Source organism: Streptosporangium nanhuense (genome assembly GCF_059358815.1).
In genome coordinates, this window is record NZ_JCADBG010000016.1 from 186,967 (window position 1) to 212,717 (window position 25,751).

Genomic DNA, 25,751 nt, shown 5'->3' on the forward strand with positions numbered 1-25,751 from the left:
CCTCGCCCCGGCCTCGGCCCCCCGTCCCGGCCCTGGCCTCGGCTCCCCGTCCGGGCCCCGCCGGCCCGTCCCGGCCCGGTTTCACGGCCGGTCACCGCCGGTGGAAGCGGCAGGGGAGGCGCCTACCTCAGCGGCCCCGCGATCCGCATGGCCTGGCGGATCACGTCGCACGTCCGGTCCAAGACCGCCAGGGGCGGCCCGAACAGCAGGTTCATCACCATCGACTCCGTACCCGGGTGCGGGTGGGTCGGGGCCAGCGCCTCGGCCGCCTTCACCCCGGCCGCCAGCGCCCGGCGCTCGGCCACGCTCGTCCGAGCGCGCAACTGGGCGAACTCGTAGCACTCCTCGGCGCGGGCGTGGGCCAGCACCGCCGCCCGCAGCATCTGAAGATGCCCGGAGAAGCCGGGATGGCCGGTGCCCAGCTTCTCCAGGTCGGCGAGCATCTGCTTCGCCTCCCTCTCCTCCGCGAGGCGGTCGCGGACCACCTCGTCCCCGTTCGGGATCCTGAGGCGCGCGTAGGGGTGTACGACCTCCTCCTCGGCGGTCTCGTGCACCGCCAGCAGCCGCACGAGACGCTCGAAGGCCTCGGCCCGCTGCGCTTCGGTGGGAGACTCCTCGACCTCGTCGAACAGATCTCTGATCATCGCGTGCTGGCGCACCAGCAGGTCCACGACGTCGTTCTCACCCATCAACTCGGGCACGGTCCGGCGGTCACTCATGAGTCCCCCTGTCGTCTACCAGGCCAGTTACCCCCACCTGGGCACCGAAACCCAAGGTTCGTCAGGGGATGCGGACGAGCGTACGTCGGGAGCCGTGCCCATCGCGCGGGCCTCCGTCAGACGGCGATTCCACCCGGACGCGCGCACGTCCTCCCGGGACCTGGGACCAGAGCCCCGGGACCCGAGCGAGCCCCGGGACCCGAGCGCGACCCGGGCACGCCGGGCGCGCCGGCGTCAGACGGTGATCCACTCGGTGACGACCGTCGCGTCCCCGAGACGGCAGCGCAGGCTGAACGGCCCGGCGGGAACATCGTCGTAGATGAACCTGCCCAGGTCGTCGGCCGTCAGCGTGACCGGCCGGCCGCCCAGGACCTCGACCTCAAGGTGGCGCGGCGGCATCAGCTGGCCCACCACCCGCCCGCCGCCGGCGGTCACGGTGATCTCCAGGTCGACGGTGAGCCCCGCGCCCTGGAAGGTCAGCATGCGAGGCTGCCCCTCACCCCGCACCTGCGAGGACCCGCTCAGGGAGTCGAAGACCAGCTCGGCCAGCTCCGCGTCGAGCGTGCGCAGCGTGTACGCCTCGACCGCGACCTGCATGAGATGCGAGGGAACGGGATCGAACAGCTCGACGGCGCGGCGCAGCTCCGCCTCCAGCTCGTCGTCGCTCATCGGAAACCCCGCGCTCATTGGAAACCTCGCCTGTCCAGAAGGACGCGCAGCCGTCGCAGGCAGCGCTGCCGGATCGGCCCGATGCTCCCGACGGCGATGCCGAGCGTCGCCGACACCTCCTGGTAGCTGAACGGCGGCGAGGCCGTGAGCAGGCGCAGCAACCGCTGGCAGCTCTCACCGAGCTCCTGGAAGGCCTGCCAGGTCGCCCGTGCCCGCTCCCGCTCCCGCTCGGCGTCCTCGGAGTCGATCACCGCCTGCTCCGGGGTGCGGTCGTCGGCGGCGCGGTCGAACGCCTCCAGGTCGCCGCTCGGCGAGACCCGCCGGGCGGCCCTGATCACCTTGATGCACTCGTTGCGCGCCGTGCTGGCCAGCCACGCGCCGACCTTCTCCGGCTCGCGGATCCGCGTGAGGTTCTGTGCGAGCCGGAACCAGGTCGTCTGGTAGACCTCCTGCGCGTCCGCGTCGCTCAGCCCGTGGGCGCGCACGACGGACCACACGAGGGGGCTGAGACCTTCCACCAGGGATTTCCACGCCGCGGCGTCGTCGGTGTCCACCGCGGCGCGGAAGAGGATGCCGATCGATTCTCGGTCCACGGTGACGTCCCCTTGCTTTCGGGACTGTCATCGTACGACGGAGGGCCGATCCACCCGCAGTGGTTTTCAGGGCCCCGTGACACTTCGCACGCTCGCCGGTGTCCAGGAGCAGGGGATGAGGGCCGGGACGGGAACCCCTCGCAGGGTGCCGCCGGAGGGCTCGCTCAGAAGCCTTTCGGCGGCGGTCCGGGAACCGACCCCCTTGTTCCGCGCCATGTAGTCGGCGATCATGCCGACCACCACGGGCGCGGAGAAGGAGGTGCCGCTCCACTCCGCCAGGCCGTCGAACACGACGCGTTCGGGCAGGGCGGCCGGCGACCCCTTCGCGTTCTCGCTGAGCTCGCCCCGGTGCTCCGGGAACTGGCAGGTGCAGTCGTAGTCGTAGCCGTACCGGCACTCGGGGAAGGTTGAGTGCTGGTAGTCGTACTCGGCGGGAGTGGGGTCCACCGCGGTGAAAGCACTGACCAGGCGCTCACCGGGCGCGTACGTCTTCACCCACGGCCCGTAGTCGCTGAAGCAGGCGCGACCCGTGCCGTCGCTCCTCAACGCCCCCACCGACACCACGGCCTCGCCGTAGCGAGGGTGGTCGGCGTAGGCCGCGGGCCAGAACCTCACGCTGTTGCCGTTGTTGCCCGCGGCCGCCACGAGCAGCGTCTCGGGGTGATCCATCAGCGCGTCCATGAAGCGTTCGAGCCCCAGGAGCGTCTGCGCGCACGTGCTCGGCGTCCCCGCGGACAGGTTGATGATGTCGGGCCACCTGCCTGTCGGCAGCATTCCGCCGAGCAGCTTGTCGCCCAGGTCCTTCTCGCAGATGGCGCCCGCGTTGACGAGCGTCCCGTGCACCTCGACGTCGGCACCGGGCGCGACGGCGCTGACCAGCCCGGCGATGAAGGTGCCGTGCCCGACGTACTGCTTGAGGATGCCCTCCTTGTCGAACTCGACCTCCTTGGTCATGCCCCGGACACGGCTCATCCACGTGTGCGACGCGTAGTTCTCCACCAGGCCGGTGTCGACCACGAGGACGGACACGGGCACGGCGCCCTCGCCGGAGAAAGCGACCACCCCCGGGTTGGGCGACCTGTCCCGGGGCACCGGCACCGGCTCGTCGCCGGGACAGCAGTTCACCGCGATGGACACGATGTGGTTCCTGGAGACCATGCGACGTTCGTTGTGACGCTCCAGGCCCTCGACGGCCCTCAGCGCGTCCGAGACGTCCCGGTCGCGGGAGCGCTCGCTCCTGTCCGGCTCGCCGACCCGGATCCTGAGCACGCCGCCCGGACTGTTGTCCCCTTCCACCCTCACGTTGTCGGCCTGGTAGTCGTCGCCGCGGTCCCGGACGAACGCGTTCCTCACCGCTGAGACGACCTCGTCGGCGTCGTCCTCGCGGGCGAGGATGTAGCCCTTCTGGTAGAGGAACATGCGTTCCGAATCCTCGTAGCCCGCGGCGAGCACGATCTCGTCCCCCATGGCGGCCTGGATCTGATCGAACTGTTCCTGGAACCTGTCTGGTGACATATTCGCCGTCCTTTGTCTCCGAGATGTCCTGACGTCGCCATGGGTTAAGAGTCGCGGGGTGCCTCACTGATACACCCCCCGGGCGGATCCCGTGGCGGGAACGGAGGTCCGGAGCCGGACAGGGGGCGCCCTCGGAGGGCTCCTCGGCATGGACGCCCTGAACACACCACGTCTAACATCGATCCGTGACCGGGGGAAGCTCGCGGATCCCGCCGCCCACGGGAGACCCGCTCTCCCTGCTGCCCCTGGTGTTCGCCCGCCCGGCGGACGCGCTGGCCGGAGCGCGGGCCGTGTTGTCGGGGTCGCCGGGGTCGCCGGGGTCGCCGGGGTCCCCGGGGTCCCCGGGGTCCCTGGGGTCGCCGGGCGCCCCCTCCCCGCACGACGCCTCCGTCGCCCACCAGGTGATCGGCATCTGGCATCGCGACTTCGGCGACCTCGGGGTGGCGATCCGCCACCTGCGGCAGGCCCGCGCGCTGGCCGCCAGGTCCGGTTCCCCGAACCGCGAGGCCGACGTGCTGGCGACCCTGGGCGCCGCCCTCATCCACGCGGGCCGTACCAGACAGGGGATGGCGGCGCTGGAGGCCGCCGTCGAGAGGGGCAGCGGGGTCACCGGGGCCCGCGTGCTGTTCCGCCGTGGCTACGCCTGGTGGGTCCTCGGCGGGCACCGCGAGGCGCTCGACGACCTGCGGCGGGCCATCCCCACCCTGCGCCGGGCCCAGGACACGATCTGGACCGCGCGCGCCCTCACGCTCAGGGCGACCGTCCACCTGGCCATGGGGTCCGTCGAACGGGCCGAGGCCGACTTCGTCGCCGCCGAGCGGCTGTGGGAGACCACCGACCAGGAGCACGACAAGGCCGACGCCGTGGAGAGCCGCGGGCTGGCGGCGTTCCGGTCCGGCGACCTGCCCGCGGCGCTGCGCCTCTTCGACGAGGCCGCCGGGCGCTACGAGGCCCTCGGCACGCCCATGTTCGTGCTGCACATCCGGCGGTGCGGGGTGCTTCTGGCGGCAGGGCTGGCGCGCGAGGCGCTGGAGGAGGCCGACGCCGCCACGGAACAGCTGAACCGCATGGGAGGGCAGACGACCCGCAGCGCCGAGCTCCTCCTGATCGCCGCGCGGGCCGCGATCGCGGCGGGTGAGCCGAACGCGGCGATCGCCCGCGCGAGCGCGGCCATCCGGCTGTTCTCCAGCCAGCGCCGCGACTGGTGGCAGGTCCACGCCCGGCTGGTGCTGGTGCAGGCCAGGTTCGCGGCGGGCAAGGTCTCCGGCCGCTCGGTGCGCGACGCCGCCGAGGTCGCGGTACGGCTGGCGGAGCTGCGCTCCCCCGAGGCGGTCCAGGCCTCGCTGCTGGCCGGACGCACCGCCCTCGCCCTCGGCTGGGAGGCCGACGCGGAACGGCACCTCGCCGCCGCGGCCAGGACCAGGGGGCGCGGGCCCGCCTTCGCCCGCGTGGACGGCTGGGTGGCGCAGGCGCTCCGGGCGGCCGCGGCGGGTCGCACGCGCGGCGTGCTGGACGCCTGCCGCCGGGGGCTCGACCTGCTGGACGAGCACAGGATGACCCTGGGCGCCTCGGAGCTGCGGGCGCGGGCCAGCGCGCAGGGGGCGGAGCTGGCCGTGCTCGCGCAGCGGGCGACCCTCGCCGGGGGGAGCCCCCGCCGGTTCCTCGGCTGGAGCGAGCGCTGGCGCGCCACCGTGCTCGCGGTCCCGCCCACCCGGCCCCCGGACGACCCCGAGCTGCTGCGCGACGTGACGGCCTTCCGCGAGATCAGCAGCCGGGTCGACACGGCGAGGCCGGGAGGCGTGCCGGTCCCCGCGCTGGAGCGCGAGCAGCGGCGGCTGGAGAAGGAGATCCGCGCCCGGACGCTCCGCACCCGCAGCGAGGGCGGCTTCGACGGGCACCGCTTCGACGCGGGCCCCCTGCTCGACGGGCTCGGCGACGGGTGGCTGATCGAGATCGTCGCCGTCGACGGCGAGCTGTACGTGCTGCTCTGCGGCCGGGGCCGGGTGCGCAGGTTCGCCGCGGGACGGCTGGCCGACGCGGCGATCGACGCCGACCACGCCCGCGCGGGCCTCAGACGGATCGCGTACGGAGGCTCGGAGGGCCGGTTGCCCGTCCTGGAGGCGGGCGGGCGCCGCCTCCAGGAGTCGCTGCTCGGTCCCGCCGTACGCCACCTCGGGGACGGCCCCGTGGTCGTCGTCCCGCCGGGCAGGCTGCACGGCGTCCCCTGGGCGCTGCTGCCGGCGCTGGGCGAGCGGGTGCTGAGCGTGTCGCCCTCCGCCAGTGCCTGGCTCCGCGCCCGGCGGATCGAGCCGTCGCCGTCGAAGGAGCGGGTCGTGCTGGTCAGGGGGCCGGGCCTGGCGACGGGCGGCGCCGAGGTCCCGCTGCTGGCCGCGCGGTACGGGGAGGCGACCGTGCTGGGGTCCGGCACCGCGGTCGCCCCGGCCGTGCTCGCGGCGCTCGACGGCAGCAGGCTCGCCCACATCGCCGCGCACGGCACCTTCCGCTCCGACAGCCCGATGTTCTCCTCCCTGAGGATGGACGACGGCCCTCTCACGGTGCACGACTTCGAACGGCTCCACAGCGCCCCGTACCGCATCGTCCTGTCCAGCTGCGACTCCGGCAGGCTGCAGCCGGTCGGCGCGAACGAGCTGCTCGGCCTCGCCACGGCGCTGCTGCCGCTGGGCACGGCCGGGATCGTGGCGAGTTCGGTGCCCGTCGACGACGAGGCGGTGGTGCCGCTGATGCTCGCCCTGCACGAGGGGCTGCGTCGCGGCCTGAGCATGGCCGAGGCCCTGCGCGACGCCAGGCTGGCGATGCCGGGCGACGCCCTCAACCGGGCGACCGGCTGGTCCTTCTCCGCCATCGGCGGGGCCTGACCTCCGCCGTCGGCGGTACCTGACGCCTCCGGCCGGGCGGGGTCCGCTGCTTGCGGCCGGGTGCGGCCGGGTGAGGCCGGGTGAGGCCGGGTGAGGCCGGGTGCTTCCGGCCGGGCGGAACCCGGTGCCCCTGGCCGGGTGAGGTCCGGCACCCGGCTGGGCGAGCCGCCCGGTGCGCCCGGCCGGCCCGCCGCGTCAGCCGACGGTGAAGAGCCTGCCCAGCCCGGCGCGGTCGCTGCTGCCGAGCCGCGCGTAGGCGTCGCACAGGTGGTTGGCCACCGTACGGATCGACACGGTGAGCTGCTCGGCGATCTGCCGGTTGGTCAGGCCCGCCGCGGCCAGGCTGACGATCTGCCGCTGGCGTGCGGTGAGTCTCGGCAGCGCGAGGTTGACCAGGGCGGAGCTGCGCGCCCCCTGGCAGGCGCTCGCCAGGGCGGAGGCCCGGTTCCTGGAGGCCTGTGAGGCGCGCCGGTCCTCGTGGATGAGGGCCGCGTGCGCGAACGCCTCCGCCGCGTGCAGCAGCAGGCCGAGGTCGGAGAGACCCCGCCCCACCTTGTCCAGGGCCTCACCGTCGCGCCCGGCCAGCGCTCGGGCGTGCCGCGCCAGCAGGGGGGCGAGGTCTCCCTCCGCGCGCTCGGCCAGCCTCCCGAGCCGGTCGACGACCAGTTCGGGGGTCCCGAGCCGCACCACGTCGTGCAGCGCGAACAGGTCGTCTCCGGGTGAGTCGTCTTCGAGCGTGTCGTTCCCGAAGGGACCGTTTCCGAGCGGGTCGTCTCCGGCGGCGCGCAGCGCGGAGCGCAGGGCCCCGTCGAGGTCTCCCTCGGCGGCGAGCGTCCAGGTCCGTGCCCGCTCGGCGGCGAGCGCCCACGACCGCGCGTCCGCGGTGGGTTCCGGCGGTGCCGGGGAGATCGGGGAGGCCGGGAACGCCTGGAACGCGAGGGATCCCGGGAACGCCGATGGTGCCGGGGAGACCGGGGGCACCGGAGAGACCGGGGATCGTGGGGAGGCCGGGGGCCGGGCCTGGGAAGCGGGCCGCCCGCGTGTGCGTGCGTCCTCGCCGAGGGCCGGACCGCGCGACAGGGCCTGCCGCGCGGTCGTCAGGTCGCCGATGTAGGCGGAGGCGTGCGCGAGTTCGGCCAGGCAGGCGTGGTGGTGGGGGGAGCGGCGCAGTCCCTCGCGGCTCCAGGCGATGGCCTCGCGGGTCTCCCCGCAGAGCCGGGCGACTCGGGCGCGCCGCGCGCAGAACTCCGGCATCGCGGGCTCGTCCCAGCCGGTGTCGTCCTCGGCCATCCGCTCGCCGACGCCGCGCGGTATCCCCGAGAGGTGTCCCGTGTACGCGCGTGCGGCCAGCTCCTCGCACTCGCCCGCCAGCGCCGCGCCCGTGGCCGTGGCCTGCGGGGCCCGGTGCGCGCCGGACGGCCCGCCCGTCCCCGGGCGCTTCGCGGCGGCCCTGAGCACCGGGCCGTGCAGCGGGTGGGCGAGCCGGACCGACAGCCGGTCGTCCACGGTGACCAGCCCCTTCGTCCGCAGGCGTTCGAGAACGCCGAAGGCCGTCCCGGCGCCCGGCGTGCCCGGGGACGGGGAGTCCGAGGCCGGCGTGCCCGAAGACAGCGTGCCCGAAGCCGGCGTGCCCGGGGACAGCGTGCTCTGGGTCAGCGGTTCACCTGACGGGGAGAATTCCGGCAGCCCGCCGGACGCGCCGAGATCCTGGAACGTGCCAAACGCGGTGGGTTCCGCTGGTTCGCCGGACATGATGAGCCTCAGCGGCCTGCCGGACGCGATGAGCTCCAGCGCCTCCCGTTCCTCCCCGTCGACGTCGCGGATCGTGTCCTCGACCAGCTCCCTGACGCGCGCCGTCATCGGGGGAGTGCCCCGCCAGGTCCACGTGCCCGACACGTTGCTCAGGTCCCCTCCGGCGTGGACGGCGACGACCAGCTCGCGCAGGAGGCGGAGGTCACCGCGGCTCGCCCGGTGCAGGCGCCGGACGGTGAGGGTGTCCACGTAGCCGCCCACCGCCCGGGACAGCAGCTCGCCGCACTCGCGCTCCGTCATGGCGGCCAGTGCGACGCGCGGCAGGAGGTTCTCCTTCCAGAGCCTGGAGACGTCTTCCGGCACGGGCACGCCCTCCCTGACCGTGACGAGCAGGCGGGTACGTCCCTTGAGCGCCAGGCGGTGGACGAGCGCCGCCGAGGAGTCGTCGAGGAGGTGGGCGTCGTCCACGACGAGCACGCGCACCCCGTCCAGCGCCTCGACCGGGTCCGGCGGGCAGAGAAGCCCCCCGGGGCGCGGGGAGGACCCCGTGAGGGACGGGGGGACGGGAGGCCTCGCGGAATCACGGAAGGTGGAAAGCCCCGCTCCACGCGTGAGGCGGGAAAGGAGATGGGCGAAGGCGGCGAACGGGGTGTTCTGGGTGTCTTGCGTTCCCGCGACCCGCGCGTGAACCGGCTCGGTCACGGCCTCGGGAACGGGCAGGGGTACGAGTACGGGTACGGTTACGGCCTCGGCGGCCAGGCGGCTCCTGCCGCTCCCCGCCGCACCGGTCACGACGACGCCCCGGCGACCGGCCGCCAGGCTTCGCCGTACGAGATCGAGTTCCTCAGTCCTGGCCGTGAAGGGCCAGGGGGACCGTGGGTTTCTCACAGCGGTATGAGCCGGGCCGCGCGTTCCTGATACAGGCGGAATCCAGCGGATCCTCCTGATGCGCGTCCGGGACCCTGTGGAATCGGGCAGCCCTCCGCGCGCGAGCCCGGGATTCCTCGTGCGCGCCCGGGACTCCCCGGCGATCGAGCGGGTCTCACCCGTGCGCGCCCGGGATTCCGTGGGAATCGAGTGGGAATTGAGTAGGCCCTACTCATGCGTGGCCGGGATTCCGTCCCCAGTCTCGTGGCATGTGGACACGGTTTCCTTGATCTCCTCACCATGCCCGCGGGCGGGGGCCCCCACGCCGCGAGGACCGCGATGAGGGCGGACGACGGCGAGCGCGGCCGGCAGTGCTCGCTCCCGTCGTACCCCGCCCACAGGCCGCCGGACGGGCTTGAGGGGAGGCGCCGCGCGGCCCTGCTCTCGGGGCGGAGGGCCTGGCTGAACGGTACGGTGCTGCACTACTGCTTCCTGGGCGAGCGGCATGACGGCGGGCAGCGCGACGCCGTGCGCCGGGGCTTCCAGGAGTGGAAGGACCTCGGCATCGGGCTGGAGTTCGCCGAGGTCGCCGACCGTACCGAGGCGGAGGTACGGATCGGGTTCCGGCGGGACGCCGGATCGTGGTCGGCCGTGGGACGTGACGCGCTGCGCGTCGGGACCGCCTCCCGCACGGTGAACTTCGGCTGGGACCTCACCGGGGCGTCCGGCAGGGGCACCGTGCTGCACCAGATCGGCCACGTCATCGGCATGGTCCACGAGCACCAGAGCCCGTACTCGGGCATCCTCTGGGACGAGGAGGCCGTCTACGAGGACTTCGCGGGGCCGCCGAATCTCTGGCCGAGGTCGCGGACGTTCCACAACGTCATCCGCAGGCTCGACGAGAGCGAGGCGAACGGCCCGGTGTGGGATCCACTGTCCGTCATGGGGTACCGGCTCGGCCCGGGGCTCATCCTGGAACCCCCGTGCCACCGGGCGGGGATCGTGCCGCCAGGCACCGTCTCCGAGCCCGACGCCGCGTTCGCCCGCCGCTGGTACCCGCCGGCGGGGGCCGAGCCGCCGCCCGAGCTTCGGCCGTTCCGTTCGGCCCCGCTCGGGACCGGGGCGGGGGAGCAGCGAGACTTCGTGATCGCGCCTCGTGCCACCCGTGACTACACCGTGGGCGTCTTCGGCGAGTGCGACACGGTGCTGGCGCTGTTCGAGGAGGTCGGCGGCGACCCGCGCTATCTGGCGGGCGACGACGACGGCGGGTGCCCGCGCAACGCGTCGCTCCGCGTCCATCTGCGCAGGGGCCGCCGCTACGTCCTGCGCGCGCGTGTCCACTCCTGCTGGGGGCCCGGCCAGGCGGCCGTCATGTGCTGGTGAGCGCCGGGGGCCGGGAACTGTCGTACGGGTGGTGCAGGATCGTCGGCGCCGGCGACGCGCCGGCGAGGTGGCGACACGACGGCGACACGGAGACGATCATGGCGGTCAGGTTTCAGGTGACCTTCGACTGCGCCGACCCCGACCGGCTGGCGCGGTTCTGGGCCGAGGCGTTGCACTACCGGCTGGAGGAGGCCCCCGAGGGGTTCGAGAGCTGGAACGACTACTGGCGCGCCGCCGGGCTGCCGGAGGAGGAGCTCTTCGACGGCTACGACTCCGTCGTCGACCCCGACGGCGTCGGGCCCCGGCTGTGGTTCCAGCAGGTGCCCGAGGGCAAGGTGGCCAAGAACCGCCTCCACCTCGACCTGCGCGCCAACGAGGACCGCAAGGCGCCTATGGCGGTCCGCGGGGAGCGGGTCGACGCCGAGGTCGCCCGGCTGACGGCGCTGGGCGCCACCGTGGCGAAAGCGCTGACGGTGGAGGAGAACGACGACTTCTACGGGGTGACGATGCTCGACCACGAGGACAACGAGTTCTGCGTCAGCTAGATTCTCGGGATTCTCGCGGCGGGCTTTTCTGAACGAACTTTTCCGAGCGGGAAAGGCGGGCCGGAACCGCGCGCCGTCATTCGAGTGAATGGTTTTCCTCGCCGTTCCCAGGGCAGGGCCCGCCTATCTGAAGGGGATTTCCACTCGCCGGAGACGAGGACTGGGAGCGATCCTGATGAGTACGCAAACGGTGTTGGCAGTGGTCAGCTGGGGTCTTCTGGGGGTCGCGTTCGTGATGGCCGCTCAGGGTGTTCACACGCTGGTGACAGGCCGGTTTCCTCCCCTGTCCACCAAAGGGGAGCGGGCGTTTCCGGTGAGAACGCACGCATGGACCCTGCTGGCTTCCGCTTTCGCCTTCGCCGTGATGGCGTTGCCGCGATTGCTGGACTGGCCGGTGGAAGTGCTCATCGTCTGCCTCGTGCTCGCCGTCGCCCTCCTGGCGGGGGTGGCCGTCGTGAGGAGGAAGGCGACGAAGGAGGCAGGCTCCACGGGGGCGCGTGACCGGGCGGTGTGACGACACCCCGCCCGACCCCGCCCCGCGCTCAGCCGCTCACCGTGGCTCCCTCCGTGGCGTCGGGCGCGGCCGGGTCGAGCCAGATCGGGCGCCAGTCGCTCAGCTCGTGGAAGCGGCGCAGCTCGGCGAGGCCGCTGAGCCAGCCCATCCATCCGGCGTACGGGGGGTTCTTCTCGTCGAAGCCGCTCTGCACGAAGGTGAGCCGCGTCGCGCCGCCCGAGCCCTCCAGCTCCCAGCTGGAGACGCCGAGGCCCGGCCATTCCAGGGAGAGGCCGCGGCCGGGCTCCAGCGCGACGACCTTCGCGGGCGCGTCGTTGGCCTCGAAGCCGCCCATCGCGAACCGCCCGCCGACGTACGGCTCCACGTCGACCTTGTAGCCGAACCACCGGCTGAACTTCTCGGAGTTGACGAGCGAGTCGAACACCTCCTCCGGCGAGCCGCCGATGACGAGCTCCTCCCGCATGACCGGGGAGGTGAAGTCGGCCTTCGGTGTGAGCTCGCGGCCCTCCAGGTGGTCGACCAGGTTCGCGCTCGACAGGTACCAGAACGTCTGCAGCGTCCCCAGGACGCCGCTGTCGGCGATCGCGGCCTCCTGGTCGAAGTGGGTCTGCGTCAGCGACACGATGGTCGACTCCGCGCCCTCCTCCTCCAGGGTGATCTCGACGGTCGTCTCCTCGCCGCCGAGCGGCCACGAGAAGCGCAGCGTGTGGTCGTCGACGTGCAGCAGGCGCTGGCGGGGCGTCTCCCCGTCGGGGGTGTGGCGCCCCCAGAACTCGTACCGGTGCGGCAGCTCGACCTCGGCGTGCTCGGCCAGCCAGACGCGCAGCTCGCCCGGGTCGGTCAGGGCGTGGTGGACTTTCTTGAGCGGTGCGGCCACGCGCGCGCTCAGCTTCATCGGCTCACTCACGGGGGTCTCCCTTGGGGTAGCAGGCGACGGCGAGCTTGAAGGCGTCCCCTTCGGCGCCGCCGTAACGGGTGAAAAGATCTTGAAGTGCCGTCTGGAGGTCGTTCAGGAACTCCTGACGCCGCTCGGGGGGCACGCGGATCTCGCCGGACACGCCGATGGACGGCAGCTCCGGCGCGGTCCTGTCGAGCGCGCCGATGTCGGCCTGGACCTCCTCCATGAGATCCAGCAGGTAACCCAGGCTCAGCTCGTCCTGGGTCGTGCGCAGCCCGATCCGGCCGACGAGACGGGGCGAGAGCCAGTAGGAACGGGCGCTCGCCTGGTAGACGCCCTCGTGGATGCCGCGCACCCTGCGCTCGGTCACCTGGGTCACCAGACCCGCCTCGACCAGGCGTTTGACGTGGTAGTAGACCCGCTGCGGGGTCTGGTCGAGCAGGGCCGCGACCTCGGTGCACGAGCGCGGCTCGGCGAGTTGCCGCAGCACCTCGATGCGCTGCGGCTTGAGCAGGGCCTCGGCCTGCTCGATCTGCTCCAGATACAGGACGTCTCTCATCGCAAAATCAACCTTGTACGTAAAAAACTATTTTGTCAATGGAGCGGAAGCAGGCCGGACGGATGGATGGCGCGGAGGCCTACCCGCCGGCCGGGGGCGGTCGCATCGTCCCCAGCAGGGTGGCGAGGGACACGCGGGCGAATCCGATCCGGGCGTCGCTCTCCCCGTACGGCAGCCACAGGGCGCCCGCGTGCAGCAGGCCCCCGCAGGAGTACACGACGTTGGGCACGTATCCCTCACGCTCGGCGTCGCCGGGGGTGAGGAGCGTGCCGGGCAGCTCGGCGACGACGCGGTGCGGCTCGTCCAGGTCGAGCAGCAGCGCGCCGATGGCGTAGCGGCGCATCGGGCCGACGCCGTGGGTCAGGACGAGCCAGCCGGACTCGGTCTCCAGGGGGGATCCGCAGTTGCCGACCTGGATCAGTTCCCAGCCGCGGCGAGGGGTGTGGAGCGGCACCGGGGTCCGCCACCTGCTGTCCTCGCCGAGGGAGGTCAGGCCGAGGGTCTCGCCGTCGGAGCGGCACAGCGCCAGCCGGCGCCCGCCCACCGGACGCGGGAACAGCGCCATCCCCTTGTTGGTGGCGGCGGGCCCGCGCAGCGAGGTGGCCTCGAAGGTCCGCAGGTCGTCGCTGGCGAGCATGCGCGAGCGGATGTGCCGCCCGTCGTAGGCGGTGTAGGTGGCGCGGTACGAGGGCGTGCCGTCCTCGTCGACGATCCTCACGAAACGGGCGTCCTCCATCCCGTTGCTCTCGGCCGCGGTGGCGGGCCAGAGCACCCGCCGCTCGATCGGGACGTCGGCGGGGAAGGTCACGGCGTAGTCGGAGGCGGTCGCCCGGCGCAGATCCTCCACGATGCCGTGCGTGGTGGTGCGGCCGAGCAGGTCGGCGGGGAGCCGGGCGACCGCCCGCTCGAAGTCGTCCTCGTCGAAGAGCTCGGGCAGCGAGCCCAGCACGGTGGCGGAGACCTCGTTGTCCCAGCCCTCGTCGGCGAACGCGGCGGCGAGCAGGTCACGCCGGTGGGAGAGGCCGTGCCGGGGCCCGGTGGTCAGCGGTCCCGAGCGGTCGGCGACGGCGAGCTCGTCGCCGGGGCCGAGCACCGCCGTGGCGAAGCCGATGGACGACAGGTGGCCCTCGCCGATCTGCCGAGTGCTGATCACCACGCGCAGCCGCCCCGGGTCCAGCCCTGACTGGTCGGGGTGGGCGACCATCGAGGGGTTGCACAACGCGGCGCCCTCCACGGAGTACTCGTGGCTGAAGTAGGCGCCGACCAGGAGGCGGACCGCCGGTCGCAGGTCGAGATGGCTCGGAACCCGGTGGCGGACCACGTCGTAGTGGTGCAGGAAGGTCGTCGCGAGGTCGCGGTGCCGGTCGCCGAACCCCCGCAGTGTCTCCTCCAGGAGCGCGGCGGTCTCGTCGTGGCCGAGCAGCGCGATGCGGTCGATGAGGGCGGCGGTCCGGCTCCGCGCCAGGGCGACGTCCTCCCCGGGCACGAACAGCTTGATGATCACTCGCCGCGGGTCGGCGGCGAGGGTCTGGTCGAGCCGGGTGGCCAGGTCTCGGATGGTCATGACACCCCGTTCGGGGGACTCGGCTCCGGGGCGCGGCTCCCTGCCGGGACGCCACGCTTTCCGGGGGAGGCGGCCAGGGCGGGGTCTCCCGCGGAGGAGGCGGCCGGGGAGCGGCACCTTCCCGGGAGGACCGCCTGGAAGGGGAAGGCGGCCGGGGAGCGGCACCCTCCCGGGAGGGCCGCCCGGGAGGGAAAGGCGGCCGGGGCACGGAACCCCGAGGGGGGCGCGGCAGGGGCGCGGCGTCCTCCGGGGAGCGAGGTCGGGACGCGACGCCGGGTGACGGTCGCGCCATATCCCGTCATGACATCCATGACATCACCCCACCGGTCCCGTGACCAGGGCAGGGCGCCCCTCAGACGACCTCACTCCGTTCGCGCGCCAGGTGCTCGGCGTGCTGCAGGGTGGAGATGAGCGCGAGGGTCGACTCCGCGCCCTGGTTCAGGTTGGGCCCGTAGAGGGTCAGGCCGTCGTAGCCCCCTCCGGTCGCGATGTCCCACATCGTCGCCCCGCGGTCGTTGGCGCCCTGGAACCACGCCCACGCCCGCCGTACCCCCACCTGCCAGGAGGGGTCGCCGGTGATGGCGCCCGCCGTGGCGCAGGCGTCGGCGAGCGCGGCGACCTCGATCGGCTGCTGGTCGTAGCGGTCCCGCGGCGCGTTCCGCCGCCAGCCGGCCACGGGTACGACCGACAGCCGCCCGTCCCTGGTCTGGATGTCGTGGAGCCAGGCCAGCATCCGCAGGCCGTCGGCGAGCATCGAGCCGTCGCCGCCGAGGTGGCCCGCCGCGATGAGCACCTCGGCGAGGGCGGCGTTGGCGTACGTCAGCTCGGGCTGCGGCCACGGCCAGCCGGGATCGGCGGAGGGGACGCCGACCGCGCGGGCGGCGTCCGCGAGCAGGTCCGCGGCCGGGGCGTGGTCCGGCAGGACGCGCAGGATCTCGGCCGCGCCGAGCCCGGCGAACACCATGGCGCGCGGGTCCGTGGACCGCCTGGTGGCGCCGAGGGCGAAGGAGTTCAGGGCCTCGTCGCGGATCCACGGGGCCGGGTTGCGGGCCGCCGCGGTGCCCAGGCCCCACAGCGCCCGCCCCCACCAGTCGCCGAGGCCGGGCTCGTCGGTCCAGCGCCGGTCGTGGGAGAGCCGGTTGTGGAAGGCGCCGGAGCCGTCCTGCGCGTGCGTGAGGAAGGCCAGGTAGCACTCCGCGAGCCGCCGCACCTGGGTGGTCGGCGCCGGCTCGCGGCTGGTGACGACGAGTCCCCGGGCCACGTCGTCGGTGCAGTAGCCGTGCTGTCGGCGGACGACGGCGTGCCTGGCGTGTTCGAACAGGCCGGTGTCGTCGCTCAGCCGCGCCAGATGCCGGAAGCCGGGCATGGCGGAGGCGACCGCGGGGGGCATGGGGGTCGGGGGGGTCACGACAGGGCCGCCGCCACGGCTGCCGGGCGTCCGGTGAGCAGGCCCCGGGCGAGGTCCTCGTAGCGCGCCGCCACGGCGGGCCACAGCAGGGTCGGGACCAGGGCGTGCGTACGGTTCCTCAGGTCCTCGGCCAGGCCGGGCTCGGTGAGGATCCGGCGCACGGCCGCGGCGAGCGCCCCGGGGTCCTCGTGCGGTACGAGCAGGCCGGGGCCGTCGGTGAGCAGTTCCACGGCGTGCGGGAAGGACGTGGCGACGACCGGCACCCCGGCGGCCACCGCCTCGATCAGGACACCGGAGGTCACCTGCTCGTGCGAGTCGTACGGCAGCACGACCACGTCGGCCGAGCGGATCAGCCGGATCAGCGACGCCTGGTCGCGGTAGACCGGGTCGAACCGCACGGAGGCGGACACGCCGAGCCGCTCCCCCATCCGCTGCAGCCGGTCGCGGTAGGCCTCCCCGTGCTGTTCGAGCACCTTGGGATGGGTCTTGCCCGCGATCGTGTACGTGGGCGAGGGGGAGAGGTCCCCCAGCAGGGCGAGCGCCCGCAACGCCCACTCGATGCCCTTGCCGGGGCCGATCAGACCCCAGGTGAGCAGGTGAGGCCGCGGGTGGCGCAGGGCCGGGACGCGCATGTGGTCGGCGGCCCCGTGCGGGATGACGGACACCTTGCCCGAGTCGACGTGATAGCCGGAGAGCAGCCGGTCACGGGCGGTGCCGGTCATGGTGACCACCGCGCCCGCGGCGTCCACAATCTGCTCGAGCAGCCTTCGCTGCCGTGGGGACGGCCTGGTCAGCACGGTGTGCAGGACCACGATGCTGGGCACCGCGAGGTGCCGCAGCAGCGGCAGGACGTCCTGGCCGTCCGTGCCGGGGTAGATGCCGTACTCGTGCTGGACCACCGCCACGTCGTACCGCTCCAGGGCGGAGGCCGCGGCCTTCCAGCTCTCCTGCCCGCTCTCCCGCCCGCCGGGTGCCCAGGTGTGCACGACCCCGGGCACGGGGCGCTCGTCGTCGGCCTCCGTGGTGACACGGACGATCCCGCCGCGGGTGCCGCCCTCGGTGAGCTGGGCCGCCAGGGCGGAGTTGAAGGTCGCCAGCCCGCACTGTGTGGGCGGGTGGGTGCTGAGAAATCCATATGTACAGGCCAACGCCATGCCTTCCGGTCATCGGCCGCCCCGGTTCACGGATGCGGGCCTCACGCGGTGAAGACGTCCATCGGTCAGCGTGGTGACGGATGGAGCTGAAGCCTGACGCCGGGGGCCGTCCTCATCGGGGCCCGGCTGCCGCGACCCCGCAGAGGACCGCGGGGGCTACGTCACCCTGACAGTATCAGGGGATTACGCTCGGTCCACTATGTCGCGGTAGATGCGTAAATAATTAGTCATCATTATCTCCGCGCCGAATCTGCGTTCGGCCTGAGCGCGGCAGTGGTCCGCGAAGGCCGGGAAAGCCGGTCGAGGTGGCTGCGCACGAGGTGTGCGTCTCCGGTCCTCCCGCGACCTCACAGATTCACCCCTCTGCCGGACTGGTAAGGACAGAGCCAGGCAAAAACTACGCTGCCGAAATTCACCAGCATGGTGTGTGGTGTCCGTCCGGCCGTTTCGGTGACCTGGAGCCTGACCACGGACCCGGCCCGCATCCAGCCCGCCACCTCGTCCTCGGTGGGCTTGTGGCCGTGCAGCCGCAGCATCAGGTCGTGGGGCTGTCCGGCGATTCGCAGGTGCAGCTCGCACGCGGGTTCGGTATCGGTGTCCGCCATGTTTCGCCGTCCAGATGTCCATATGGAGTAGACCCGGCGGAGTTGTCGGCGTCTCATCGAGCGTACTCCTCACGCCCGAGGCCACCCCGCGCGGGCGAACGCTCGCCATGATCACCCGCTCGGTTCCTGAGCCGCCGATCGGGAGCCCGGCCGATCCCCACCCCTCGTGCTCCCGAATCGGGACAAGAAAGTCATCGGGCCGGATCCGTCCACGGCATATCGCATTCATGTACGCGTTACCGCGATCGAGAAACGAAACCCGGAACAGGATTTCGCGTCCCAGGGCGACCTTCGCGCGTCATGAAAGGCCGATCGCCATCCAATCCGGTGCGATTCGCGCGCCGGGAAAATGACGCGAGCCGTCGCTGTACGGCCTTCGACGACTCGGCCTGATGTGTGTCCGGGGTGCGAGCCCTCCGTGTGACGCCGTCCGCGACGTCCGGGCCCGCATGCTTTGAAAGGGCTTGTCCCGATCGCCGACTTGGTGATTGGAATGCGTGGCAAATGAGGTGTTCCCGCCTGTCATTGAGCGGCCATTGAGCATTGAATCATTGATTCTCGTGGAAATTTTCCGCAATCCGCGGTCTCATATTCCAGCCAGTTCTTTCGGGATCATTTCTGGAAAGAGGAGAGTCATATGACCAATTCGCGAAGAATCATGGCACTCGCGGCCGCACTCGCGACGGCGGTCAGCCTCGGGGTGGCCGGTGCGCAGGCGTCGACGACGACCGAGCGGTCGTCGGCGGTGGCCGCGCCCCCGGCGCAGGAGCTCCGGATCACCCGCTTCCTCGGCGAGCAGCGCCTGCCGCACAGGTTGCGGTTCCGGGGGACCACCGTCGGCGGTCTCTCAGGCATCGACCGTGACCCCCGCACCGGCACCTGGTACCTCATATCCGACGACCGGTGGCGCTACAACCCGGCCCGCTTCTACACCGGCCGCTTCGACATCCACCCGGTCACCGGAGCGTTCACCGGGGTGAACCTCACCGGGGTCACCACCCTGCGGCGTCCCGGCGGGGGCGCCTACCCGGCCTACGGGCGGCCCAGGTCCGCCGATCCCGAGTCGATCCGCTACGACCGGTGGAGCCGCAGGCTGCTGTGGGCCAACGAGGGCGACCGGCCGGACGCGGCGAACCCCGGCATCCCGGTGTCCGACCTGTCCGTCCGCTGGTCCAGCACCGAGGGCCGCTACCTCGGGGAGCTGCCCGTTCCCCGCAACCTCAAGACGACCGCCACCGACAACGGCCCCCGGCGCAACTTCGGGTTCGAGGGGCTGACCTCCACGGAGCGGACCATCGCGGCCGTCACGGAGGGCCCGCGGTACGAGGACGGCCCGCTGCCGACCGTCAGCCAGGGCGCCACGGCCCGCATCACCGTGTGGGGCCGCGACGGCCGGGCGCGCGGGCAGTACGCCTACCCGGTCGACAAGCTTCCGGCGGCGCCGATCCCGCCGACCGGCAAGTCCGACAGCGGGGTCTCGGAGATCCTGGCGATCGACGACAACCGCTACCTCTCCCTTGAGCGCTCCTGGATCGAGGGTGTCGGCTACAAGGCCAAGCTTTACGAGATCGACCTGCGCGGTGCCACGAACGTGCTGAACCGCGACAGCCTGGCCGGACGCCCGTACCGCCCGGTCTCCAAGCGTCTGGTCTCCGATCTCAGCACGGTGCGGACACCGACGCAGAACCTGGAGAGCCTCGCCTGGGGGCCTCGCCTGCGCAACGGCGAGTGCACGCTGGTGGTCGGCTCCGACGACAACTTCGACAGCAACGAGGCCACCCAGTTCCTCGCCTTCGCCGCCCGGGGCTGCGACGGCCGTTGAGATAGCACGAGACGGCCGGTGCCGCCGCTGACCGAGAGGTGACGGCGACCCGGTCGAGAGATCGGAAAAGAACCCCGGCGTGGCCGGGACCCGTGACACGGGTCCCGGCCACACTCGTTGTCCGGCCCGAAACCTGCTCCTGTCCCCGCTCTGTCCCCGTGCCGGTCCTGGCGGTCCGCGGGGAAGACGGGGATCCCGCCGGTCCCTCCCCCGGCGGTAGCCCCCATGCTGATGGCGTGAACGAGGAACACCTGCCGATCGGGCGGTTCGCGCGGCTGTGCCGGCTCAGCGTCAAGCAACTGCGCCACTACGACGAACTGGGCCTGCTGACTCCGGCCCACGTCGATCCGGACACCGGGTACCGCTACTACCGGCCGGAACAGGCGCGCCCCGCAATGGTGATCGGCCTGCTGCGCTCCCTCGACGTACCCCTCTCCTCGGTCGGGCGGGTGCTGTCCGGCGAGGCGGGCGTGCTCGGCGGTGTGCGTGACCGCATGGAGGCCGACCTGGCACGCCGCGAGCGCAATTTCGCCGCGCTCGAACGCATCCTGTCCGAGGGCCTGCCCCGGGCGGAGGTGACGGTCGTCCGCGAGCCCGCCCGGCGGGTGGCCGTCGTGCGGGACACCGCGCCCCGGGAGCGGATCGGCGCCGTCACCTCCGCGTGCGTGGCCCGGTTGCTCGCGGCGGCGGGCGCGCCGGACGGGCCGCTGGTCGGCCTGTTCCCGCTCGACATGGCGGAGGAGGTGGCCGTGGCCGTCGCGCTGGAGACGTCCGGGGACGTCCCGGGGACCTCCTCGGACGTCCTGCCGGGCGGCCTGTACGCGTCGGCGACCCATGTCGGGGCGTACGACCAGATTCCCCTCACCACGCACGCGTTGCTCGCCTGGGTGGGGGAGCGGGGGCACACGCCCCGCGGCCCGCTGCGCGAGGTGTACGTCTCCAACCCCGCCACCACGCCACAGGACCGGCTGGTGACACATCTGATGATCGAACTTGAGGATCCCGGGTGAACCGGCACGTGGCCGCCGATGGTCATGAAGCGGTCGAGCCTGCCCTGTGCAAGTGCGGGCGCCTCCCGCTATCACCGTCGGCGGGAATGTGGAAGCCGCGACGGCATTACGTCGGTCCCAAAATGCCAAAAATGACTGTACAAAAGTCCGATGGCGATTCATCGGGATTTCTGGACTTCCCCTTTCGGGAGTCGCCTGACCGGGACCGTTCCGGCCTCGGCGGCCCCCGCTCCAGCACTTCCCGGCGCCTCGCCGCAGGTGGCCAAAAATAAGTAAATTTCTTGATTTGCTGATCTTCGAGATGTCTGCGGCACAGCTCCGGGTTCTTGGCTATCTGCCCGCTTCTTCGATTCTCATCGATCCCATCAAGTTCGTCGCCAGAATTTTGTTCGCATAATGACAAATTTAATGATTTAGCTATACGATCGCCGTTCGTGGTTGGAGTTGATCTTTCAGGAACCCGATTGGCCAACGACCTGTTCTTTGTCATGCACGACAACGCGACCGGCCGGATGAGGCTTCACGCCCGCCTGACCGGTCTGGGGCTGGCCGCCGCCGTACTGGGAGAACTGATGCTCGCCGGGCGGATAACCGTCGGATCGGAGGCGGGCCGGATCCGGCTCGTCGTCCTCGACACGGCGCCGCCCCGCGACCCGCTCACCCGGACCGCCCTGGGGCACATCGTCGCCGAACCCTCGCACCGCTTCCGTACCTGGCTGCAGTTCCTCGCCCGTACGGCGATCGCCGACGTGGCCGACCGGATGACCGGCGAGGGGCTGCTGCGCCCGCCCGGCAGGCGCCCGTCGCGAAGGCGGGTACCGGTCGACGTGAACGTCGCGGGATGGCCCGTCGGACGCGTCAACCTGGCGATCCAGCGCCGTGAGCCGCTCAACCTCCAGGACCGCGTCCTGCTGGGGCTGCTCGCCGCGACCGGCGGCAACCAGGTCGTCCTGTGGGAGCGGAACCCGGCCTACCTCTCCGCCGCGATGGCCGCCCTCCCCGCGCCGCTCAAGGAACTGATCGCCCAGACCGAGGCCGCCGTCGGCGACGCCGTCATCACCCGCCGGTGAGCCCACCCCCCTCACTCCAAGGAGTCCCCCGATGTCCGTGACAGAGAGCAGAACCGGCGCGGTCTCGGCCGCGCTGGCCCAGGACCGCCTCGGCGTGCCCTCCGTGGTCTTCTTCGTCATCTCGGCCGCGGCACCGCTGACCGTCATCGGCGGTTCGGTGACCGCCGCCTACGCCGCGACCGGCGTGACCGGCGTGCCGCTGGCCTTCCTCCTGCTCGGAGCCATCCTGGGCCTGTTCGCCGTCGGCTACGTGACGATGGCCCGCCACGTCGTCAACGCCGGGGCGTTCTACGCCTACACCGCCAAAGGGCTCGGCAGGCCGGTGGGGGTGGCGACCGCGTGGGTCGCGCTGCTGGCCTACAACGCGCTCCAGGTGGGCCTCTACGGCATGATCGGCGCGGCCGCCCAGCCGCTGATCGCCGACTGGTTCGGCAGCTCCCCGCCCTGGTGGGTCATCGGGCTGGTCGCCTGGGTGCTGACCGGGGCGCTCGGCCTCATGCGGGTCGACGTGAACGGCAAGGTCCTGTCGGTCCTGCTGCTGACGGAGATAGCCGTCGTCGTCCTGTTCGACATCGCGGACCTGATCAACCCGTCTGCCTCGGGCTACAGCCTCGACGTCTTCGACCCGTCGAACCTCTTCGTCCCCGGCATCGGAGCGGTGGTCGCGATCTGCATCGCGTCCTTCGCGGGCTTCGAGTCCTCGGTGGTGTTCTCCGAGGAGACCAAGGACCCCAGGCGCACGGTGCCGATCGCGACCTACGTCGCGCTCGCCGTCATCTCCGGGCTCTACGCCCTGTCCTCCTGGGCGATGACCGTGCCGATCGGCTCGGACAAGATCGTCGAGACCTCGCGCGAGCAGAGCTCGAACCTCCTGTTCAACCTGGCCGGGCAGCACCTGGGGGCGACCGTCGCCACCATCGGCTCCCTCCTCTTCGTGACGAGCCTCTTCGCCGCGCTGATCGCCTTCCACAACACGATCTCCCGCTACGTCTTCGCCCTCGGCAGGGAGAGGGTCCTGCCCGAGACCTTCGGCCGTACCTCCCCCCGGACCGGCGCCCCGGTCAACGGCTCGGTGGCGCAGAGCGTCATCGGGCTGGTCACGATCGTCATCTACGCGATCTTCGACCTGGACCCGGTCATCCAGCTGTTCTTCACCGTCGGGTCGTTCGGCGGCCTGGGACTGCTCATGATGCTGGCGGCCACCTCGATCTCCGTGCTGGTCTTCTTCTCCAGGAACCCCCACGAGGAGAACGCCTGGCGGACCCGGGTCGCCCCGGTCATCTCCTCCGTCCTGCTGTTCGTCGTCATCGTGCTCGTCCTGCTCAACTTCGACACCGTGCTCGGGGTGGCCCCCGACTCCCCGCTCCGCTGGATCATGCCCGCCATCTACTTCGTCGCCGCGGGACTCGGCGTCCTGTGGGGACTCGCCCTGCGGGCCGGCCGCCCGAAGGTGTACGCCAACATCGGGCTGGGCGCCCAGGCGGCCGTGGGAGGGAAGGAATGACCGAGATCATCCGCATCCGGAACGCTCCCGGAGCCGCCGAGACCATCGGCGCGATCATCGCCACCTCCTTCCACGAGCAGGAGGTCTCGGCCTGGATGATCCCGCCGGACGACGACCGCCGCCGGGTGATGCCCCCCTTCTTCTCCATGCTCACCGAGGGCGCCCTCGTCCACGGCGAGGTCCACGCGACGGCCGACATGTCCGCCGTGGCCGTGTGGTACCACAAGGGGGTCGAGCCGCTTCCCGACGTCCCCGGCCGGGCCGCCCGGGTGAAGGCGTTCGCCGGTCTCCACGCGGAGCGCATCGAGCTGATGGGCGAGGAGATGGACAGGCGCCATCCCCACGAGCCGCACCACTACCTGGCGTTCCTCGCGGTGCTCCCCGGACATCAGGGACGGAAGACGGGGACCCGGCTGCTGGAGGAGTATCACCGCGGGCTCGACGAGGCGGGGATACCCGCGTACCTGGAGGCCAGCAGCACCCGCAGCCGCAGGCTCTATCTGCGCCACGGCTACGAGGACCGCGGCGAGCCGCTGGACCTGCCCGGCGGCCCGCCGATGTATCCGATGTGGCGCCCGCCGAACCCCTGATCCCCTGACCCGCTGATCCCGGGGCGCCGGATGGGGGTCAGGCGCGGGGCAGGTGCAGACGGACCTGGGTGCCGGGCAGGCCGGTGCGGATCTCCACCAGGTCGCAGATCTGGCGGACCACCCACATGCCGTGGCCGCGCAGGCCGGTGAGGTCGGGCGGCAGGTAGCCCGGAAACGGGGTGTCCATGTGCCCGGGGTCGGTGACGTCGCAGCCGACGGCCGGGCCGTCGGTCCACAGCCGGATCTCGCCGTGCCCGCCGCCGTGCTCGACGGCGTTGGCGACGACCTCGTTGACGGCGAGCAGGAGCTTCTCGATCTGCTCGCCCGGCAGGCCGGACGTGACCGCCCACGCGTTCACCCGCTGCCGCATCCCGGACAGGTCGGCGTCGAACCGGACGGTCACCTCCGCCCCGGCGGGCGGCGGCAGGGGACGGTGGTCGGCGGCGTGGGTGAAGGCCGCCGGGTCGCCGTACTCCGGGCTCACCCGCGAGTCGCCGCCGACCAGCAGGTCCGGGTGGGTCCGACGGGCGTCCGCGACGACACGCTCGGGCAGCGTCCGCGTGTCGTAGGGGCAGACGATCCAGGCGGGGCTGCCGGCGAAGGCGAGGTTGAGCATCGCCTCGTAACGCGTCCACTCCGCCTCCTGCCGCTCGTCGCGGCCGTGCCAGACGGGCTCGCCGATGACGCGGATCCGCCGGTGGGCGGGAGAGTGGGTGTCGACGTAGGAGTTGTAGGCGGCCAGGGTCCGGCCCGGCGTGTCGTACCACCCCCGCGCGTCGACGAACTCGACCCGGTCCGCCGCGCCGCCCAGACCGGCTCTCAGCAGCTCGATGTTGGCCTCGGTGATCACGGCGAGGACCCTGTCGTCCCGCGCCAGGCCGTCGAGGCAGAAGGCGGTGGTGGCCGAGAGGAAGGCCTGGTCGGTGTCGTAGATCAGTGCCTGGTGGATCAGCCCGGAGGCCGCGTCGACGGGCTGGGCGGTGGTGCTGCTCATGCGGGGACGGCCTCCGGGGCGATTATCAGGCCGGGTGTCCGGTCCCAGCCGACCAGGCGGACGACCTCACCCAGCATGGGGGCCAGGTTCAGCACCAGGAGGCGCCGTCCTCGAGGAAGACGGGCGGCCGTCTGTGCCAGGTCGCGCAGGCCCGCCACGTCGATGAACTCCAGGCCGGCCATGTCCAAGCGTACGTCCGCGCTCGAATCGGCGTCCAGGATGCCGCTCAGCACCGTGGTGTTCCTGTGGTCGATGGTGCCGATCACCCGCAGCACCCGGCCCCCGGCGGCGTCGAAGGACGGGATGACCCGGAGCTGGCCGTCGTGGAACAGGGCGTTCATCCGCACGTCGTCCGGGTGGCTGCCGACCAGCGCGCCGAGCCGGTCGGAGGGGAACAGGCGCGTGTCGTACTGGCAGATCGCGGCCGACAGCCCCTCGGCGAACAGGGCGGTGACGCGGCGTTCGTACTGCTCGAGCTGTTCGACGCCCGGTGTGTCGCGAAGTGCCCAGCTCATCTCCCCGCTGACCCGGAACCCGGTGAACCCGGCCTCCAGGCTGGCCTCGATCTCGCGCCGCAGCGTGGTGATCATCGTGTCGGCGTCGAACCGGCCCGAGGCCAGGTAGCCGTCGTCGCTGGAGACGACGTCGAGCCGGCCCGTCCGCATCGCCGAGGTCACGTCGACCCCGGCGTCCTCCAGCCAGTGGCGCACCCGCCCCGGTGCCGGGCCGTCGGTGAAGTACACCACCCGCTCCCCGCGCTCCAGGCCCGCCGAGACGAAGGCGGAGGCCACCTCGCGCTGCTCGTCCTCATGCGAGAACGCCAGACACAGGTGATCACCCAGCTTCACGTCCTTGACATGGCGCATCACTTCACCCATCACCAGCTCGTCGGGGAAAGGGGATATTTCGGATATTTCATAGTCTTCGCCACGTAAGCCTATACAGCCCGCCCCCACCTGGAGCGGACTCGTCGCGGTGTCCGCTCCTCGCCTGGAGCGGGACCCCGTCCCCGTGTCCGGTCGTGCCGTCGGGGACGTTCACGGCGGCCGGTTGAGGGCATGCGTGGACCAGGTCGCGTTCGGTCCGCGAGAAAGGCCGTGTTTGATCCGCGAAAAAGGGCATCGCCGCCCGCTGTCGGGG

22 protein-coding genes are annotated in these 25,751 nt (G+C 72.1%); 9 read left to right on the forward strand and 13 right to left on the reverse strand.

Annotated features, from left to right (window positions below; translation table 11 throughout):
• Positions 1 to 122: 122 nt before the first annotated feature.
• From AC5L38_RS28675 to AC5L38_RS28690, 4 genes are all read right to left on the reverse strand, one after another.
• The gene (locus tag AC5L38_RS28675) at positions 123 to 719 is read right to left on the reverse strand and encodes a hemerythrin domain-containing protein (protein ID WP_495245938.1); all 597 of its coding nucleotides are present in this window, start codon (positions 717 to 719) and stop codon (positions 123 to 125) included.
• Between the two features lie 234 nt (positions 720 to 953).
• On the reverse strand, positions 954 to 1,388 hold the full coding sequence (locus tag AC5L38_RS28680) for a hypothetical protein (RefSeq protein WP_495245939.1): 435 nt from the start codon (positions 1,386 to 1,388) through the stop codon (positions 954 to 956).
• 14 nt (positions 1,389 to 1,402) lie between these two features.
• A complete protein-coding gene (locus AC5L38_RS28685) occupies positions 1,403 to 1,981 on the reverse strand; it encodes an RNA polymerase sigma factor (protein WP_495245940.1) in 579 nt (192 codons plus the stop codon).
• A gap of 66 nt (positions 1,982 to 2,047) precedes the next feature.
• Positions 2,048 to 3,496, reverse strand: a complete 1,449-nt coding sequence (locus AC5L38_RS28690) for a S8/S53 family peptidase (protein ID WP_495245941.1) — start codon at positions 3,494 to 3,496, stop codon at positions 2,048 to 2,050.
• 185 nt (positions 3,497 to 3,681) lie between these two features.
• Here AC5L38_RS28690 and AC5L38_RS28695 point away from each other — a divergent pair, with 185 nt between their 5' ends.
• Positions 3,682 to 6,372 (forward strand): CHAT domain-containing protein, encoded by a 2,691-nt coding sequence (locus tag AC5L38_RS28695; RefSeq protein WP_495245942.1) that lies wholly within the window; start codon positions 3,682 to 3,684, stop codon positions 6,370 to 6,372.
• A 195-nt stretch (positions 6,373 to 6,567) separates the two neighbouring features.
• Here the strand turns inward: AC5L38_RS28695 and AC5L38_RS28700 are convergent, their stop codons facing one another.
• Positions 6,568 to 9,012, reverse strand: a complete 2,445-nt coding sequence (locus AC5L38_RS28700) for a helix-turn-helix transcriptional regulator (RefSeq protein WP_495245943.1) — start codon at positions 9,010 to 9,012, stop codon at positions 6,568 to 6,570.
• 318 nt (positions 9,013 to 9,330) lie between these two features.
• Between AC5L38_RS28700 and AC5L38_RS28705 the strand changes: the two genes are divergently transcribed.
• The 3 genes from AC5L38_RS28705 (at position 9,331) to AC5L38_RS28715 (ending at position 11,433) form a co-directional block, all read left to right on the forward strand.
• Entirely contained in the window at positions 9,331 to 10,374 is a 1,044-nt protein-coding gene (locus AC5L38_RS28705) for a M12 family metallopeptidase (protein WP_495245944.1), read from the forward strand.
• Between the two features lie 98 nt (positions 10,375 to 10,472).
• A complete protein-coding gene (locus AC5L38_RS28710) occupies positions 10,473 to 10,919 on the forward strand; it encodes a VOC family protein (protein ID WP_495245945.1) in 447 nt (148 codons plus the stop codon).
• Positions 10,920 to 11,094: 175 nt separating this feature from the next.
• A complete protein-coding gene (locus AC5L38_RS28715; RefSeq protein WP_495245946.1) occupies positions 11,095 to 11,433 on the forward strand; it encodes a hypothetical protein in 339 nt (112 codons plus the stop codon).
• Between the two features lie 28 nt (positions 11,434 to 11,461).
• On the opposite strand, the gene AC5L38_RS28720 is transcribed toward AC5L38_RS28715, so the two are convergent.
• The 6 genes from AC5L38_RS28720 to AC5L38_RS28745 all read right to left on the reverse strand — a co-directional run bounded on the left by AC5L38_RS28720 (position 11,462) and on the right by AC5L38_RS28745 (position 17,621).
• Positions 11,462 to 12,340 (reverse strand): SRPBCC family protein, encoded by an 879-nt coding sequence (locus tag AC5L38_RS28720; protein ID WP_495245947.1) that lies wholly within the window; start codon positions 12,338 to 12,340, stop codon positions 11,462 to 11,464.
• Positions 12,333 to 12,890, reverse strand: a complete 558-nt coding sequence (locus tag AC5L38_RS28725) for a helix-turn-helix domain-containing protein (protein ID WP_495245948.1) — start codon at positions 12,888 to 12,890, stop codon at positions 12,333 to 12,335. The genes AC5L38_RS28720 and AC5L38_RS28725 overlap by 8 nt, the downstream gene beginning before the upstream one ends.
• Positions 12,891 to 12,969: 79 nt before the next feature.
• A complete protein-coding gene (locus AC5L38_RS28730; protein WP_495245949.1) occupies positions 12,970 to 14,454 on the reverse strand; it encodes a glycoside hydrolase family 130 protein in 1,485 nt (494 codons plus the stop codon).
• A gap of 352 nt (positions 14,455 to 14,806) precedes the next feature.
• Positions 14,807 to 15,862, reverse strand: a complete 1,056-nt coding sequence (locus AC5L38_RS28735) for a glycosyltransferase (RefSeq protein ID WP_495245950.1) — start codon at positions 15,860 to 15,862, stop codon at positions 14,807 to 14,809.
• The gene (locus AC5L38_RS28740; protein WP_495245951.1) at positions 15,859 to 17,016 is read right to left on the reverse strand and encodes a glycosyltransferase; all 1,158 of its coding nucleotides are present in this window, start codon (positions 17,014 to 17,016) and stop codon (positions 15,859 to 15,861) included. The genes AC5L38_RS28735 and AC5L38_RS28740 overlap by 4 nt, the downstream gene beginning before the upstream one ends.
• A gap of 347 nt (positions 17,017 to 17,363) precedes the next feature.
• Positions 17,364 to 17,621 carry a hypothetical protein gene (locus AC5L38_RS28745; RefSeq protein ID WP_495245952.1) on the reverse strand — a complete coding sequence of 86 codons (258 nt, stop codon included), beginning with the start codon at positions 17,619 to 17,621 and terminating at the stop codon, positions 17,364 to 17,366.
• A gap of 637 nt (positions 17,622 to 18,258) precedes the next feature.
• Here AC5L38_RS28745 and AC5L38_RS28750 point away from each other — a divergent pair.
• From AC5L38_RS28750 to AC5L38_RS28770, 5 genes are all read left to right on the forward strand, one after another.
• Complete coding sequence (locus AC5L38_RS28750; RefSeq protein ID WP_495245953.1) at positions 18,259 to 19,443, forward strand: esterase-like activity of phytase family protein; 1,185 nt, start codon at positions 18,259 to 18,261, stop codon at positions 19,441 to 19,443.
• Between the two features lie 236 nt (positions 19,444 to 19,679).
• The gene (locus AC5L38_RS28755; protein ID WP_495245954.1) at positions 19,680 to 20,453 is read left to right on the forward strand and encodes a MerR family transcriptional regulator; all 774 of its coding nucleotides are present in this window, start codon (positions 19,680 to 19,682) and stop codon (positions 20,451 to 20,453) included.
• Between the two features lie 464 nt (positions 20,454 to 20,917).
• Positions 20,918 to 21,523 (forward strand): GOLPH3/VPS74 family protein, encoded by a 606-nt coding sequence (locus AC5L38_RS28760; protein ID WP_495245955.1) that lies wholly within the window; start codon positions 20,918 to 20,920, stop codon positions 21,521 to 21,523.
• A gap of 31 nt (positions 21,524 to 21,554) precedes the next feature.
• Complete coding sequence (locus tag AC5L38_RS28765; RefSeq protein ID WP_495245956.1) at positions 21,555 to 23,027, forward strand: APC family permease; 1,473 nt, start codon at positions 21,555 to 21,557, stop codon at positions 23,025 to 23,027.
• Positions 23,024 to 23,617, forward strand: a complete 594-nt coding sequence (locus tag AC5L38_RS28770; protein ID WP_495245957.1) for a GNAT family N-acetyltransferase — start codon at positions 23,024 to 23,026, stop codon at positions 23,615 to 23,617. Before AC5L38_RS28765 ends, AC5L38_RS28770 begins: the two co-directional genes overlap by 4 nt.
• A 37-nt stretch (positions 23,618 to 23,654) precedes the next feature.
• Here the strand turns inward: AC5L38_RS28770 and AC5L38_RS28775 are convergent, their stop codons facing one another.
• Both AC5L38_RS28775 and AC5L38_RS28780 read right to left on the reverse strand, forming a co-directional pair.
• Positions 23,655 to 24,611, reverse strand: coding sequence for an anti-sigma factor RsbA family regulatory protein (locus AC5L38_RS28775; protein WP_495245958.1), 957 nt, complete (start codon positions 24,609 to 24,611; stop codon positions 23,655 to 23,657).
• Positions 24,608 to 25,489 (reverse strand): MEDS domain-containing protein, encoded by an 882-nt coding sequence (locus tag AC5L38_RS28780; protein ID WP_495245959.1) that lies wholly within the window; start codon positions 25,487 to 25,489, stop codon positions 24,608 to 24,610. Before AC5L38_RS28780 ends, AC5L38_RS28775 begins: the two co-directional genes overlap by 4 nt.
• Between the last annotated feature and the right edge of the window lie 262 nt (positions 25,490 to 25,751).

What these genes read in the sequence shown, in the direction of transcription:
- AC5L38_RS28715 (WP_495245946.1), top strand. Translation starts at nt 11,095, where the DNA reads ATGAGTACGCAAACGGTGTTGGCAGTGGTCAGCTGGGGTCTTCTGGGG.
- AC5L38_RS28775 (WP_495245958.1), bottom strand. Translation starts at nt 24,611, where the DNA reads ATGAGCAGCACCACCGCCCAGCCCGTCGACGCGGCCTCCGGGCTGATC.
- AC5L38_RS28725 (WP_495245948.1), bottom strand. Translation starts at nt 12,890, where the DNA reads ATGAGAGACGTCCTGTATCTGGAGCAGATCGAGCAGGCCGAGGCCCTG.
- AC5L38_RS28675 (WP_495245938.1), bottom strand. Translation starts at nt 719, where the DNA reads ATGAGTGACCGCCGGACCGTGCCCGAGTTGATGGGTGAGAACGACGTC.
- AC5L38_RS28780 (WP_495245959.1), bottom strand. Translation starts at nt 25,489, where the DNA reads ATGGGTGAAGTGATGCGCCATGTCAAGGACGTGAAGCTGGGTGATCAC.
- AC5L38_RS28680 (WP_495245939.1), bottom strand. Translation starts at nt 1,388, where the DNA reads ATGAGCGACGACGAGCTGGAGGCGGAGCTGCGCCGCGCCGTCGAGCTG.
- AC5L38_RS28745 (WP_495245952.1), bottom strand. Translation starts at nt 17,621, where the DNA reads ATGGCGGACACCGATACCGAACCCGCGTGCGAGCTGCACCTGCGAATC.
- AC5L38_RS28690 (WP_495245941.1), bottom strand. Translation starts at nt 3,496, where the DNA reads ATGTCACCAGACAGGTTCCAGGAACAGTTCGATCAGATCCAGGCCGCC.
- AC5L38_RS28765 (WP_495245956.1), top strand. Translation starts at nt 21,555, where the DNA reads ATGTCCGTGACAGAGAGCAGAACCGGCGCGGTCTCGGCCGCGCTGGCC.
- AC5L38_RS28705 (WP_495245944.1), top strand. Translation starts at nt 9,331, where the DNA reads ATGAGGGCGGACGACGGCGAGCGCGGCCGGCAGTGCTCGCTCCCGTCG.
- AC5L38_RS28750 (WP_495245953.1), top strand. Translation starts at nt 18,259, where the DNA reads ATGACCAATTCGCGAAGAATCATGGCACTCGCGGCCGCACTCGCGACG.
- AC5L38_RS28710 (WP_495245945.1), top strand. Translation starts at nt 10,473, where the DNA reads ATGGCGGTCAGGTTTCAGGTGACCTTCGACTGCGCCGACCCCGACCGG.
- AC5L38_RS28730 (WP_495245949.1), bottom strand. Translation starts at nt 14,454, where the DNA reads ATGACCATCCGAGACCTGGCCACCCGGCTCGACCAGACCCTCGCCGCC.
- AC5L38_RS28770 (WP_495245957.1), top strand. Translation starts at nt 23,024, where the DNA reads ATGACCGAGATCATCCGCATCCGGAACGCTCCCGGAGCCGCCGAGACC.
- AC5L38_RS28740 (WP_495245951.1), bottom strand. Translation starts at nt 17,016, where the DNA reads ATGGCGTTGGCCTGTACATATGGATTTCTCAGCACCCACCCGCCCACA.